The organism is Shewanella nanhaiensis, assembly GCF_019457885.1.
Lineage (GTDB): Bacteria > Pseudomonadota > Gammaproteobacteria > Enterobacterales > Shewanellaceae > Shewanella > Shewanella nanhaiensis.
Genome location: NZ_JAHZST010000001.1, coordinates 14,278 through 29,429 on the forward strand (window position 1 = coordinate 14,278; position 15,152 = coordinate 29,429).

Annotated in this window: 12 protein-coding genes; 3 read left to right on the forward strand and 9 right to left on the reverse strand. The window is 43.9% G+C overall.

The genetic code is table 11. The features are described 5' to 3' along the window. Positions 1-3 precede the first annotated feature (3 nt). Positions 4-675: a GntR family transcriptional regulator gene (locus tag K0625_RS00070; protein ID WP_220107800.1), complete on the forward strand. Its 672-nt coding sequence runs from the start codon at positions 4-6 to the stop codon at positions 673-675. Positions 676-768: 93 nt separating this feature from the next. Continuing rightward, positions 769-1,833, forward strand: a complete 1,065-nt coding sequence (locus K0625_RS00075) for a ketoacyl-ACP synthase III (RefSeq protein ID WP_012325437.1) — start codon at positions 769-771, stop codon at positions 1,831-1,833. 55 nt (positions 1,834-1,888) lie between these two features. Here the strand turns inward: K0625_RS00075 and K0625_RS00080 are convergent, their stop codons facing one another. From K0625_RS00080 to K0625_RS00105, 6 genes are all read right to left on the reverse strand, one after another. Then, the gene (locus K0625_RS00080) at positions 1,889-2,719 is read right to left on the reverse strand and encodes a ceramidase domain-containing protein (protein WP_232846859.1); all 831 of its coding nucleotides are present in this window, start codon (positions 2,717-2,719) and stop codon (positions 1,889-1,891) included. A 95-nt stretch (positions 2,720-2,814) separates the two neighbouring features. Continuing rightward, positions 2,815-4,017 carry a GGDEF domain-containing protein gene (locus tag K0625_RS00085; RefSeq protein ID WP_220107801.1) on the reverse strand — a complete coding sequence of 401 codons (1,203 nt, stop codon included), beginning with the start codon at positions 4,015-4,017 and terminating at the stop codon, positions 2,815-2,817. Positions 4,018-4,141: 124 nt separating this feature from the next. Further along, positions 4,142-4,321 (reverse strand): hypothetical protein, encoded by a 180-nt coding sequence (locus tag K0625_RS00090; protein WP_220107802.1) that lies wholly within the window; start codon positions 4,319-4,321, stop codon positions 4,142-4,144. A 297-nt stretch (positions 4,322-4,618) separates the two neighbouring features. Beyond that, positions 4,619-6,019, reverse strand: coding sequence for a Re/Si-specific NAD(P)(+) transhydrogenase subunit beta (pntB, locus tag K0625_RS00095; RefSeq protein WP_220107803.1), 1,401 nt, complete (start codon positions 6,017-6,019; stop codon positions 4,619-4,621). A 14-nt stretch (positions 6,020-6,033) separates the two neighbouring features. Then, positions 6,034-7,578, reverse strand: coding sequence for a Re/Si-specific NAD(P)(+) transhydrogenase subunit alpha (locus K0625_RS00100; RefSeq protein ID WP_220107804.1), 1,545 nt, complete (start codon positions 7,576-7,578; stop codon positions 6,034-6,036). A 358-nt stretch (positions 7,579-7,936) separates the two neighbouring features. After that, positions 7,937-8,521 carry a TMEM222 family protein gene (locus K0625_RS00105; protein WP_220107805.1) on the reverse strand — a complete coding sequence of 195 codons (585 nt, stop codon included), beginning with the start codon at positions 8,519-8,521 and terminating at the stop codon, positions 7,937-7,939. A 362-nt stretch (positions 8,522-8,883) separates the two neighbouring features. On the opposite strand from K0625_RS00105, the gene K0625_RS00110 reads away from it, so the two are divergent. Next, positions 8,884-10,614 (forward strand): ATP-binding protein, encoded by a 1,731-nt coding sequence (locus K0625_RS00110; protein ID WP_220107806.1) that lies wholly within the window; start codon positions 8,884-8,886, stop codon positions 10,612-10,614. A gap of 28 nt (positions 10,615-10,642) precedes the next feature. Here the strand turns inward: K0625_RS00110 and K0625_RS00115 are convergent, their stop codons facing one another. The 3 genes from K0625_RS00115 to K0625_RS00125 all read right to left on the reverse strand — a co-directional run bounded on the left by K0625_RS00115 (position 10,643) and on the right by K0625_RS00125 (position 15,141). Then, positions 10,643-11,320 carry an exonuclease domain-containing protein gene (locus K0625_RS00115; protein WP_220108164.1) on the reverse strand — a complete coding sequence of 226 codons (678 nt, stop codon included), beginning with the start codon at positions 11,318-11,320 and terminating at the stop codon, positions 10,643-10,645. Between the two features lie 4 nt (positions 11,321-11,324). Next, on the reverse strand, positions 11,325-13,172 hold the full coding sequence (locus K0625_RS00120) for a DUF294 nucleotidyltransferase-like domain-containing protein (protein ID WP_220107807.1): 1,848 nt from the start codon (positions 13,170-13,172) through the stop codon (positions 11,325-11,327). A 175-nt stretch (positions 13,173-13,347) separates the two neighbouring features. Then, positions 13,348-15,141, reverse strand: coding sequence for an amidohydrolase (locus K0625_RS00125; RefSeq protein WP_220107808.1), 1,794 nt, complete (start codon positions 15,139-15,141; stop codon positions 13,348-13,350). Between the last annotated feature and the right edge of the window lie 11 nt (positions 15,142-15,152).

Consider the following 15,152-nt stretch of genomic DNA (forward strand, 5'->3'; position numbering starts at 1 on the left):
TTTATGAGCCGATCAACACCTATTATCCATAAAACTCGCACTCAAGTTGTTGTAGAAGTGCTTAGAGAAAAAATTCTTTCTGGTGATATCGCTGCTGGTGAACCGCTACGTCAAAGTGCATTAGCTGAAGAGCTAAATGTCAGTCGTATTCCTGTAAGAGAAGCCTTACTTCAGTTAGAAGCTGAAGGTTTGGTGAAGTTTGAAGCCCATAAGGGCGCAACAGCCACTGAACTGTCAGTTGAACAAGTTACCGAACTGTTCGAACTCAGAGCCATGATCGAAACCGATCTATTAGCTAAAGCCATACCTAACTTACAAGATGAAGATTTCCTTCAAGCTGAAAAAGTATTAGGTGAGCTAGAGTCAGCTTTTAAGCAAGAAGATGCCGTTGCTACATGGAGTGAGCTTAATACACGCTTCCACACATGCTTATACTCTCCAGCAAACCGTCCGCATACTTTAGAAGTCGTGCATGGTTTGAACACCAATTGTGACCGCTATATACGTCTACAATTATTACTGGCTGGCGGGATCCCACGCGCCGAACAAGATCACCGTGATCTGCTCAGTTTCTGTAAAAGTCAGCAGACTGACAAAGCCGTTGAACTTCTTCGTGCCCATATTCTGCATGCCGCTGACGCAATACGCGACCTTGTCGCTCAACAAGTGGTATAGATCACAGTTGAAACATGGGCGACTTGTTAAGCTAAACTAATGTTTGATAAGGCAGAGCCAAGGTTCTGCCTTTTTTATTTGAGAGAAAACCAGATGCAGTACGCCACAATTACCGGTTGGGGAAAATGTGTTCCACCAGCAACCCTAACAAACCATGACCTTTCTACTTTCATCGAGACTTCGGACGAGTGGATTAAACCACGTACAGGCATCAGTCAGCGTCATATCAGCCACGTAAACACCTCTGAGCTTGCCTCTGTGGCAGCAAAGCGTGCGCTTGCTGCAGCAGGCATCGAAGGCAGTGACTTAGATATGATCATCTTAGCAACAGCCAGTCCTGATACTCTGATCCCAAATATCGCCTCTACGGTACAAGCCAATGTAGGTGCAACCTGTGCAGCTTTTGATATTAATGCAGCCTGCAGTGGATTCCTTTACGGTTTAGGCTTAGGCAGCTCACAAATTAAAAGTGGACAGTGCAAAAAAGTATTGGTGATTGGCGCAGAACGTCTTTCATTTTACTTAGATTGGTCACGTAGAGAAACTGCCGTACTCTTTGGTGATGGTGCTGGCGCTGTAGTACTTGAAGCAACAGATGAACCTATCGGTGTACTGGGTTATGAGCTTAATAATGATCCTGCCGGTCGTGATATCCTAAAAGCAGGCTTCGGTACAGCTATGGACAGATTCAGCGCAGCTTCTCTGGACTTCTACATCGAGTTTAATGGCCAAGAGATCTTTAAACGTGCAATCGCTGGCATGGGTAAGTTGAGTACTAAGGTGCTTGAAAAATGTGAATTCAGTAAAGATGATGTCGACTGGGTGATCCCTCATCAAGCCAACGAACGTATTATCGATACACTGATTAGCCGCATGAAAATTCCAAAAGAGAAAGCAATTGTGAACATTGCAAACTATGGTAATACCTCAGCGGCAACTATCCCTATCGCCATCTGTGATGCCCTTGAACAGGGTAAGATACAGCCAGGGCAAACTATTCTATCCTGCGCCTTTGGTGCTGGACTCACCTCTGCGGCCGCGTTGATCAAGTGGGGCGACAGAGTCACACCGATTAATGAAAGTGATGCAGAGCTACCTCCTTGTGATCAGACGGGAATAGAGCTGGTCAGCAAAGCCGTTAAGCATTTTTGTGGTTAACCTTAACGAGCAATAGATATCGAGAAACACCAGCCATCGCGCTGGTGTTTTTGTATCAACTCTTCTGTTTACGCTGACTTTTCCCCCGTGATGCTCTGGCGATGACAACTCTATTTCTTAACATGCAGAGTATGAAATAGCAGCCACTTGCCGCTAATAAGTGTTTAACTGTGTGTCCACTTATCAACTCTCCTGTGGCCTGAAAGATTTTGAGATCATAAAACTCTGCGATTTTGGCAAGAATATAACAGGTAAAAGCCAAAAAAAGTAACTTGTGATGGGAATAGACCCGAGGAAACATTAACAAGATAATGGGCAGCGTTAACAGAGGCACCAGCTGCACCCAATAATAGAGCCTGAGATCATCGGTCCAATGCCAATAGGAGACAGATAAGACCCCAATGAGCAGAGCTGGAAGTAACATCATCTCGCTGAGTTTGCTTGACACATATTCACCTATCAAGGCGACAAAAAGTCCCATAAATCCAAATGTCATGGGTAAACGATCCCAGACTAACGAGTCATTACTGGGCGACCAGTGATAATAAGATGAACCTGCAAATACTAATAAAATCCCTATGAACAGCAGTGTCCAACCATTTAACACTCGCCATTGATAGATGGACATCGCTTGATAAAGTCCTAAAACACCAATAATAAGAAAAGGAATATTAGACAATACATTCATAAAATTAGGCAGGTAAATGAGATCTCTTTGATCGGCAAACTCATGATAAACGGAGGTTTGTGGGATAGGATCAAAACTAAAAATCCATAATAAAGGAACAAATACGACGGCAAGCAGCAGACCATGTCGCCAATTAAAACTGCCCATTACAACAAGGTTATTCTGATTCAGCCTGTTCACTACACGACTCCAACGCATCTAACTGCCTGCTTGCGCAAACGAGAAAAGGAGTTAACTAATTTTCTTTCCTTTAATTTTAGTTCAGGTTAGTGACGACCTCAGTCTAAATTTATTTAGTGTTTCTTCTGGTTATACATATGGGTGTCAGCATTATGAAGTAAGTCTCTCAAGCTACTGCCATCATTGGGGAAAATAGAAACACCTATACTAGCCCTCAATTCAAGCAACTGACCTTCTATCAGTATATCTTCATTTAATACACTGCGAATGGCATCGATTAGGTCGACTCTCACCACATCAAGATTGTAATTTTCAAGCACAACCACAAACTCATCGCCGCCAAATCTAGCAACAAGATCCGTATGTCGTATCTTAGTTTTAATCCTGTTAGCAGCCTCAATTAACACCTTATCGCCCACCTCATGACCAAAGCGATCATTGATAGCTTTAAAGTTATTAAGATCGATATAGAGCAGTGCCATGGACTGTTTTTGATCTTTAGCACGCTCAAGAGAATCCTCAGCACTCTCTTCAAAAAGGTGACGATTAGCCACCTTCGTCAGGTTATCGTACAGCGCCATCTCCTGCAGTTTCTGCCTAGTCAGTACGTGCTCGGCAACCTCAGCCTGCAGCCTTAAATTAACAGTGATCGAATGTATCTCATTTTTAGAGATCTTAAACCCTTTCGATATGAACATAAATGAGCCGGATATCAGCACTAAAATCATCAGATAGCCAAAGGTGCTTGGATAAATAACGAAGTAAAGCATAACAGGGATTAACATACTGAAATTAAATAAGATGTAATAAGTCGGTATCACAGAATACTGAAAAATAGCAACGGCAATGGAGGCAAGATAGATACAGAGAAGAAAAAGCACACTGGCTTCTTCAATAGGCTTAGGCAGCAGAAAAACCGCGACGCCATATAAGATCCCTATGACACAACCTAAAGTGACTCTAGAGATCAGTAAGTTTGCCAACAACTCCCCTTCTGGCTTATGTTTATCAACATATCTAGAGATTGAATAGACACATGTGGCAACCACAGCAGTACATGCAAATAGAAGTTGGATCTCTCCAACCATCGCACCGTAGTAATAGAGAATAACCGAGATAAGACTCGCACCAAAAATCAAGCCTAGCATATTGGAGATGGAGTAACTAAAAAAGCGATGAACTCGCTCTAGGTAGTTCAGCTCCCGCTCAAGATCTTTGGGATAGCGCAGAGATAAAAGGTTGATATAGGTCACTTTGCCATAACCCTTAGCCAACAAACTATATGAATCTACAAAGTTTAGTAAAGCTAACCTCATAATGCCATTGCAAACAAAAGCATCCATGGTTGAAGAAATGCAGGATAGAAACAGCTAAGCTAGGAGTCGGTTATCAAGCCTGTTAAGGACTAACAGGCCAGGGCTAAATAGTTAAGCGAATAACTTAGTTATAACCTCTAATATAGATTGAGGTGACCTCATCACTATTAAATGCTTCACAAAGCGAACTATAGAGTTGCGTATTAGGTTTTCTCACCATAGGTGCAAAATCATCAAACTGTTCAATCTGATCATTAAGGTGGTTGTTTTGATCGTTTCTCAATCTAACTTTAGTGCTTTCCATAATCACGCCTCTGCTATTTAATCAGTTAACCCGCAAAACTGTCATAAGTTACATAAGGCCATAAAATTCAAACGCAGTAGCTACCGAATACCAATCTAGATCATGAGCTTAATGACTAATATGAAACTAATTTCATTTAACAACACTCAATGCTGAGATTAAATACAAAACATTCAAACTTAAGGTTGAGCTGTATCAAACATATAAATGGGTTAAATAACTCTGTGCCATAAAAAGGTGAAAAAAATGCCAGTCATCGCTGACTGGCATTGCTATTTTTTAGCTAACACAAGCAAATTAGATGCTAGCTAAAATCCTAGAAACACTCTCTTTGGCATCACCAAATAGCATCTCTGTATTCTCTTTAAAGAAGAGTGGGTTTTGCACACCGGCATAACCTGTTGCCATTGAACGCTTAAATACCACCACGTTTTCCGCATTCCATACTTCAAGTACTGGCATACCAGAGATAGGACTGCCAGGCTCTTTCGCCGCAGGGTTAACCGTGTCGTTAGCTCCAATCACCAGCACCACATCGGTATCAGCGAAATCTTCATTGATCTCGTCCATCTCCATAACGATATCGTAAGGCAGTTTTGCTTCAGCCAAAAGTACGTTCATGTGACCAGGCAGACGCCCCGCAACAGGGTGGATAGCAAAGCGCACATTCACGCCGCGTTGACGAAGTTTCTGAGTGATCTCAGCAACCGGATATTGGGCCTGAGCAACCGCCATCCCATAACCAGGTGCTATGATAACGTTACGCGCATTCTTCAACATCTCTGCGACGTCATCAGCCTGCACTTCACGGTGCTCACCTTGCTCAGCATCGCCAGCAGCCATAGTGCCACCTTCGCTACCAAAACCACCTAAGATCACAGAGATAAATGAGCGGTTCATCGCCTTACACATGATGTAAGAGAGAATAGCACCAGAGCTACCTACCAGTGCACCTGTGATGATCAACAGGTCATTGCCTAACATAAATCCTGCTGCCGCTGCCGCCCAGCCTGAATAGGAGTTAAGCATAGAGACAACCACTGGCATATCCGCCCCACCAATCGCCGATACTAGGTTATAGCCAAAGACAAATGCGATGAAGGTCATAATAACTAATGCAGTGATAGCATCAGTCTGCATGTAGTAGATACCCAGTACCACAGAGACAACTATCATCCCTAGGTTCAACCAATGCGCGCCAGGAAGTGACTTAGGTGCGCTCTTCACTAACCCTCTGAGTTTAGCAAATGCCACCACAGAGCCAGTAAAGGTCACCGCGCCGATAAAGATCCCTAAAAAGACCTCGACATCATGAATGGTTTTGGCAACAGGATCTATCTGACCTGTTACCGCATCCATTAAGGAGCCATGATCTAGCGTGCTAGAGAAACCAACCAAGACCGCAGCCAATCCTACAAAACTGTGAAGAATTGCCACCAGCTCAGGCATCTCGGTCATCTCAACTTTCAGTGCTAAACGCACACCAATTGCAGCACCAATGGCCATCGCACCGGTAACAATCCAGCTGTTTCCTTCGATTTGAGTACTTGCAAGGGTTGCAATAATCGCAATCACCATACCGATAATACCCAAGATATTACCGCGCTGAGCGGTTTCCTGCTTACTTAAGCCTGCAAGACTGAAGATAAACAGGACTGCAGCAACCAGATAAGCTGCACTTAATAATCCTATAGACATATTCGTCAATCCCCTTAGTCTTTACGGAACATTTTCAGCATACGCTGAGTGACGGTGAAACCACCGGCAATGTTAATGGAAGCGATAAGTATCGCGATACCGGATAAGATGAGTACCGCCGTACTGTCGCTATTCATCTGTACTAAAGCACCCACTACAATGATGCCACTGATCGCGTTAGTCACACTCATCAAAGGTGTATGAAGAGAGTGACTCACATTCCAAACCACGTAATAACCGACAACACAGGAAAGCACGAAGACACTAAAGTGCTGCAGGAAATCTGCTGGCGCTGAGTTCGCGATTAAGCCAAATAGACCTGCCGCAACCACAGCTAAACCCGGTTTTATCCAAGGGTTCTTTTTCTTCTCAACAACTTCTGCTACCGCCTCTTCCGATTTGGCTTGAGGTTGGGCGCTGACCTGGATAACCGGCGGTGGGAAAGTGATCTCACCATCTTTAACCGCTGCCACGCCGCGAACAACTTCATCTTCGAAATCAATCACAAAGTTGCCATCTTTCTCTGGTACCATCAGCTTAAGTAGATTCACTAAGTTCGTGCCGTAGAGCTGACTTGCTTGTGTCGGAAGACGACGCGACAGTTCGGTATAACCGATAATGGTCACATCGTTAACCACTGCCACTTCGCCAGGAACAGTCAGTTCACAGTTGCCGCCGTTAGCCGCCGCCAGATCGACAATGACACTACCAGGCTTCATTAAGCCAACCATATCTTCAAGGATAAGCTTAGGCGCAGGTTTACCGGGGATAAGTGCTGTGGTGATAATGATATCAACCTCTTTAGCCTGTTCGCGAAACAGCGCCATCTCAGCTTCGATAAACTCTTTACTCATGACTTTGGCATAACCATCACCAGAGCCAGACTCCTCTTCGAAATCAACTTCTAAGAACTCGGCGCCCATAGAGTTAATCTGCTCTTTCACTTCAGGGCGGGTATCAAAGGCGCGAACGATAGCTCCTAGACTCCCCGCAGCTCCCAACGCTGAAAGACCTGCAACACCAGCACCAATGATTAAGACTTTCGCCGGTGGCACTTTACCCGCGGCTGTGATCTGTCCGGTAAAGAAACGACCAAAGTGGTTCGCGGCTTCGATAACGGCGCGGTAACCATCTACGTTCGCTAATGAGCTACGAGCATCAAGAGATTGAGCACGCGAAATACGCGGCACCATATCCATGGCAAGTAGGTTGATCCCCTTCGCCTTAAACTTCTCTAACAACTCAGGGTTTTGAGCTGGCCATACAAAGCTTGCCACTGTCGCACCGGCTTTCAATAGATCGGCTTCATCAACGCCGGTATCTACATCGATAGTAGGCGCATTGACTTTCAATATGAGATCCGCTTGAAACGCTTCTTCGAGGCTAACGATTTCAGCACCCGCTTCTTGATACGCTTCATCTTTAAAATTTGCTGCCTCGCCGGCACCGCGTTGCACCACAACACTGAAACCTAATTTCTTAAGCTGAACAACAGTGGCTGGTGTCGCGGCTACCCGGCTCTCCTGGTTAAGGATCTCCCTTGGTATTCCGATTTGCATAATGTTTTCCTGGTGTCGATAGTGATGTTCTCTACTGCGATTAACACGAGATAATACTCGGCAATGCACTAGGTAATTTTTTATAGTGTGTTATGACATAGCAATAGATAGGGTCATTGCCGCCATCAATATTCAATCAGGCGCGTCATAAACCATACCAACAATACCAAGATATTTGGGTGATGGGTCAATAATTTTCAATAATTGAGCTTAAGGTCAATTATTTTCAGGGAGATGTTTGCTAGTGGTAGGCTGTCAATCTCATTATGCTATTAGTTATTTACAATTGTTATCAGATTCATCTACATAGATAAGGGCTATCTCGCCTCAATCAATGAATGCAACTCTTAAGTTTTTACTAGATATCCAACTCAGCTTCATCCCAGTAGAGACTCTGGTTAAAGTAAGTTGCCAGACGTTGATTGAGATCATTAAAGCTAGATAGCGACTCCTCTTTACCGCTTAAACAGGACCAGACAAAGCGATGACAGTTATTATCGAAAAGATCATACTCTCGGTAGGTATAAATAGCCTGCTGCGCCTTTTCTAACATGGCAGGTTCCACAAGAACCTGATGATCATGACTGCAAGCCACAAAGATTTTGCTACCAGTACGCCCCGCTAAAAAACGTTTAGTAGATACCGCTCTCACTAAACCACTGCCATGTAACTCAATTAACGTATGTTCATCCAGCCATATCCCAGTATGCTCAATCAAACCATAAACAAAACAGCAGATAATTGAGCCAGGCTGTGGTTGCACTTTCTTGTGCCCGGCTTGCCACACACTCGGTGCGAGCGGGAGATGCTCCCCCTCTTTAAAGGTTTTTGGGGCTATCCCTTTGCGTCGCTTTAACTCTAATTGATGACGCTTCTCTCGTTCATCGGCTAACAGCACTGCACCAATTGCTGCGCCTCCAAGCCAAAGTAAGGGTAATGGCATAAGTCTACTCCCAGTCTGAAAGCGATAAACTCACTACTAAGATAATCACTATTAAGACCAATCTAGAAAATATTCTTTAGGAATGAAACTGTACAAATGTAACTAAATCTATGGCTCTTTAAGCGATCTTGGAATCATCTCTTAATTTGGCTGCCGCCAGAACAAAACATTAACCTTCATCTTACTGGAAAAAATTGCCAAAACTTAACCTATCCACTAGCTTTAAATGTATGTTTCTAAAGTTTTAATTTTCTATGAGCAGTAGTAACTATATCGTATTTTTTTGTTTTTACTCGCTCACAAATAACGATAAAACACTCATCTAAAAGATAAAATTAGTGAGATAGGAAAGCTATTGGTTTATGAGTAATAAAGAGGCTGACTTAATCAAGACCATTGCTGTACTTACCCGAAAAGCACAGCGGGAGCGTAGTGCCAGATTAGAGGCGGAAAAACTACTCAACCAGAAAAGTCGTGAACTCTATTTTGCTAAGCAGGAGGTTGAAGCTTCACTTTCTTCGATTCAAAAAAAATCCAGCCAAGACATAGCCTTGATAGAACTTAAAAGCAGCCTAGAGTTGATCCTATTAGAGTTTAATCAAAATTTTCTCCAGCAACCTCTCTCAAATGAACTCCTACAAAGCCTGATGGACACATTAGCGAAACTAAAACATATTGAGTCTAGTCAGCTTGTGTTTAAAAATAAGCAAAAAACCAGTCATCAAGCCAACTTTTCAGCTGGCACATTTACTCAATGGGCGCCCTATAACAAAGAGCAAGCAATGGACTGTGAATACTCCCATCGACAACTCATCGTCAAAATAGGTGAAAATCAACACACTCTAGGCTCACTTTATATCAATTTATCCGTACCAAACAGTTGGTTGGCGACGATTGAAAAGCAGCTATTTCTCTTCTCTAATATGATATTTGCAGCCTACCAAAGACAGGCGCTACTGGATAAAACATTGGCGCAGAAAACTCGTGCAGAACAGTCTGAACGCTCAACAAAAGATTTTGTCGCCATGATAAATCATGAACTAAGAACCCCGCTAAATGGCTTGCTGGGTAATACCGAGCTGATGATTGAAACAAGGCTAAGCGATCACCAAGAGAAACTGCTCAAAAACATGGTTCAATCGGGAGAGCTACTCAAAGTCATCATTAATGATCTTTTAGATATCAGTAAGATAAATGCAGGAATGTTGGAGCTCAACGAGGTCGTTTTTTCAACACTGGAACTCACTAAAGTCATTCAAAATACTTTTGCTGCTCAAGCTGCTGAAAAAGGGTTAGCTTTTGATTTTGAGATCGATCCCAAGACACCTGAAAACCTCTTAGGAGATCCAGACAGAATTAAGCAGATCTTTGTCAATCTTATTGGTAACGCGATCAAATTTACCGACAAAGGTAAGATCTCAATCAAGATTGATTGGCATCAATCCTCATTTAGGTTTGTCATTTCCGATACTGGATGTGGGATCCCCAAAGAGCACCTCGCCAACCTATTTGACCCTTTTATTCAGGTAAACAACCGCAGTAATCGTCTCTACGAAGGCACAGGTTTAGGACTAACTATTTGCAAACTGCTCGTCAATGAGATGCTTGGCCAGATAGCACTTGAAAGCAAGCCCAATAAGGGCAGCAGTTTTACCGTCACCCTACCGCTAGCTATCACACAAGCCCAACAAACGAGTCAGCCAACTGAGTTTAGTTACGCTGACTTTGACTCATTAAAGGTATTAGTCGTCGAAGATAGCCACATCAATCAGACATTGATAAAGATGATGTTGGCCAAATTCAACATCCCCCCATTTATGGTAGATAATGGTCAGGAGGCGATAGATTTTTTAAGCAACACTGAGGTCGATATCGTTTTTATGGATTGCAGAATGCCCGTTGTCGATGGGTTTCAGGCCACCAGAGAGCTGCGTAAACAAAATTACACGAACCCTATTATCGCACTCACCGCAGGAACAACCTCAACCGAGATAGAGCAATGTAAGCAGTGTGGAATGGATGATATAGTGTGTAAGCCCTATAAGATTGCCGATCTTAAGGCGATATTAATGAAGTGGAATCCACTGAATTAATCAACTCACCAGTTTAAATCATGTCAAGTTAAGCCAGTAACTCTGTCAGTTTTACTCTTTCACCTTGGCCTATGGCACTGATCTGAGCCAGCAACAGCTCGCCACAGGCTATGGCATCAATTAAAGCATTATGAGCGGCATAAACAGGTAGACCGTAACGCGCTCTACTTGCACCAAGTCGCAAAGCCCCCTCCTTAAGCACTTCATGTTGACGCATTAACCTGCGCTTCTCTATCGCTAAGGTGTCGATAGCCATCAAGGTCACTCCCTGGCGAAAATGTGTTGATAGCCCTTTTTGTAAAAATGCCAAATCTAAGGGAGAGTGATGAGCCACCAGCATCTGTCCTTGGCATCGCTCTAAAAACCAGCTCATCGCCTCCTCTGGAGATACCGCTCTATTAAGGTGATGATCTAAGATCCCGTGGATCGTGGCACTCTGGCCGACACTACCCTCTATTTTCACCAATTTATGCTCAGCTTTTGACAGTATAAGCCTTCCCTCTTCTATCGGCACTATGCCGATACTTAAGATCTGATCAAACTGGGCATCAAGCCCTGTCATCTCTAGATCGATAGCCAACATGGGGACACGCTCAACATCGAGATCCAGTAGAGATTGCTGTCCATGGTAATAGGTCTTAAGAGCTTGCTCCTCAGCCCGAAAGGCGCGCCAACAGAGTTTGCTTTTTAAAAGGTAGCGAGACAGCAAATCAGAAACTCCGAGTAAATTTCAGTTTTATACCGGACTGAGCATCATGAACGACTTTAAAAGCATCCCTCAATTGATGCCTGACTAAAGAGGAGAGGTGCTTGGGTTGCAAATAGTTAGATATGGGCATAGTGTGAGTATGTTGATACCCCTGATTAGAGAGCCGCATATGAGCGATAAACTCATGGGCATCGGCAAGATTAAGTGCATCTTTGCGGTTAATAATATCTTTCTCCATTAACACTCGGATCCGTTTTGCCGTATTAACCTCTTTAATCCCTGCCGACAGGGCATAGACACGTGCGATGTCATTAATCAGCGCATTACCTTTATGTTTAAGATCAATCCCCTTTACTTCAGAACCATCACGTTCGAGCACAAACTTCTTAAAAAAACCTAAAGGTGGCGACTCGACCAGCGAGTTATTTGTCATTCCAGCCAGAAAAATATCATTGTCTTTGGTCTCTGCTAGTACCTTGTCCTGTAAGCTATCGAACAGGGAAGCGGGGCCAAACACCGAGCGCATATCGAAAAAGATGCTGGCATGCATTAAGGCTTTAGGCTCAGGTGTATTCACCCAACTAGCAAACCGATTTTGCCACTGGGAGAGGCTCAAACGCCACTTGGGATTTTGCGCCATAATATCGCCTGGGCAGTAGATATAGCCGCACTTATCTAAACCGCTACACACAGCTTTTGTTAACGCCTCAAAATAGCCTGATGCCGCTTCATCTGGCTCATGGGCAAGCAGCAAACCGTTATCCTGATCTGAACAGGCGGCCTGATCTTGTCGCCCCTGAGATCCAAAGGCCAGCCAGCAAAAAGCCATCGGCGCTTCACCGAGCAGCTTTTGGTTTAATATGATCAATCTACGTGTCAACGCATCGGTGACAGAGGTCAGTACCCGACCAATCTCCTCTGCCCTAGCATCGGCACTGATTAAGTTTTGTAGGAGCAGTGGGATCTGTTTACTCACAGAGATAAGACTGTCTAAGCTGTTTTGGCGCTCTATTTCGCCAATCAAGAGCAGAGGCTGCGAACTTTGCCCACGTAGAATATCGGTACTGGTCAAAACGCCAACCGCTCTCTCATCATCGACAATGGGCAGATGATGAATACCATGCTCACTCATCAAGAGCATAGCCTCAAACACTAAGGCGTTAGAGCTGAGCACCTTTGGCTGAGTGGTCATGGCTTGATGTACAGGTAAACTGCCATCTTGCCCTTCTGCCAACACGCGATTTCGCAGATCCCTATCGGTTAAGATCCCACACAATTTATGGTTATCAATTACCAGCACAGAGGAGACTCTGGCCTCACGCATCTTCTTCGCCGCATCTCTGACACAGGCGTTGATATCGATGATAAGAGGGTTATTCGACATCAAGGAGCTGACTCGGCTAGTCGTGGTTAACTCTTTCGCTTTAAACCTAGCTTGATGACGAAGGCGTTTGGCGAAAGCACGGTTAAAAAAGCGATCAAATTGCCGGCTCTCAACACGCAGATAATCGAAGGTATCAGGGTCCAAGTGATAAACTAGACCATCTTCTAAAATGCGCACCCGATTACTGACTTTTTCACCTGACAGGAGTGAAGGGAAACCAAAATAATCCCCCTCTCCCAATCGATCAAGTAGCTCCCCATCATCATTTCTTACCTCAAAAGCGCCACTACGGACAATGTAAAGCTGAGGGTCTGTTTCATCCAAAGGAACAAAGGCAGATGCTTTGCTGTAATAGCCAACACTTAAACTTTTGCAACATAGATCTAGCGTCGAACTAGACAATGTATCGAAGGGGACAAGCCCTTGAATAAAATCTGTGATGGGTTGAAGCTCACTTGCATCCATAGATCGACTGCCACAATTTGAGATAATAAAACAATACCAAATTCAACCTAATGCAGGTATTCGACTAATGGAGTAAGAGCAGTTCACTTTAAAGTTTATACAGTGTAGAGGAGAAAAATTGGGGCTTAATAGGGTCCATTTGACCCTATTAAGCCACTAGATTAAACAGGTGTTATTAATGCTTTAGATTGTTCGCTTTATTGACCAGAGTTTCACCATGAAAAACCGTGCCTAAAATAGCAATATCTTTGATATCCATAGGCTCTACCTTTAATGGATTTTCCTTTAATATCGTGAAATTAGCGGTTTTCCCCTCTTCAATTGTACCAATGGTTTTCTCAAGATTTAACGTTCTCGCAGCCGTCGAAGTGATCGCTTTCATCGCGGTATAGGCATCAATACGTTGCTCTTGAGAAAGCGCTCTATTGTTAGCCGTCACTCGATTAACAGCAGTCCAAGCTAAGGTCAGCGGTTCGACCGGAGCCATGGCAAAGTCTGAGTGAAATGAAACAGGCACTCCTCTGTCTGTTAGCGATTTAACCCGAACCAGCGACTCTGCACGCTCAGTCCCTAAACCGTCGGTTGCATATTTATCTGCTAACGCCCAAAGATAGAAAGGATTAACTGACGCCTCAATTCCTAAACCTGCAATCTCATCGGCTTGCTTATCAGTAAAGTATCCCATGTGATGCAAAGTAAGGCGGTGATCCTTTTTAGGGAAGCGCTGCTGATCTTCTACGTTGTAATCAAGCACCTGCTGAATACCGAGGTCGCCATTGGAGTGAACATGGATCTTATAATCATTTTGCCAATACAGACTCAGCTGCTCTTCAAACAGAGTCAATGGTGTCATCCATTCCCCTTGATGGCCATCGGGATAACCCTCTTTCATCTGCATCAAAAGAGAGTAGATAGCGCCATCAGCAAACAACTTAACCTGTTTAGGCAGAAACTTAATATTGTCTGTATTGTACTGCTCTGGCAGGGTTTCCATCACCTCCATCGCTTTCTGATTATCATTTCCCGCCATGGCGTACAGCTGAGTGCCGTTAGGGATCAGGTAAACATCATAAGGTGGCTTTTTATCCATCTCCAGCTTAAGCAGATCATACTCCATCTTAAAATCTGAGCTGGGAAAGCCTGGCTCAGCTATTGTCGTAATACCATTTTTACGAATAAGTTGGGTCATCTTAGCTAGACCAGTTTTATATGACTGTGGATCAACCAGAATATGGCTAATCTTAGGTACTAAAGCTAACCAGCCTCCCTCATAAAAATGTCCACTTTTCCAATCGACCTGAGGATTGCCACTAAACTCACTCTCTTTAATACCAAACATCTCAATGGCTTTATCATTAAGAAAAATCTCATGAAATGAGCGATGAATAACCGCAACGGGCTTATCAGGTGAAAGCTTATTGAGAGTCTCACGGTTTAACTCGCCATGCCAAAGCTGGTGATAACCCCATACAAAGAACATCTTGTCAGATTTAGCATTATCTTTAATCGACTGCGATAAGCGCTTAATGTAACCCTCAGGGGTTTGCACACCTTTTTTCACACCATCTGGGAGCACCCAATCATGTGGCGCTATCACTTCGTTCGGTAACATCAACGCTGCAATTGAGGGGTGAAGGTGAGGCTCAATAAAACCAGGCATCAGAGTATTGCCCTTTAGATCGTATTGCTCTGCCTTCCCCTCAAAGCGTTTAAATGCCTCAGCTTGGCTGCCGGTAAATACAATTTTGCCTTCACGTTCAACAACAGCTTCGACATACTCGGGATTATCACCAACCATGGTCAGGATATCGCCACCAAAGAAAAGAGTCTGCTGTAGCTGGTAAGGCTTGGCATCAATACCTTGCTGAACAACCTCAGCTTGGAGATTGTTTGGCAAAGATGTCGCTTCATCCTGACTGCAGGCACTCAATGCGGCAACGAGGGTGATGGTTCCAATGATTCTAAACATACGTGTCGTCC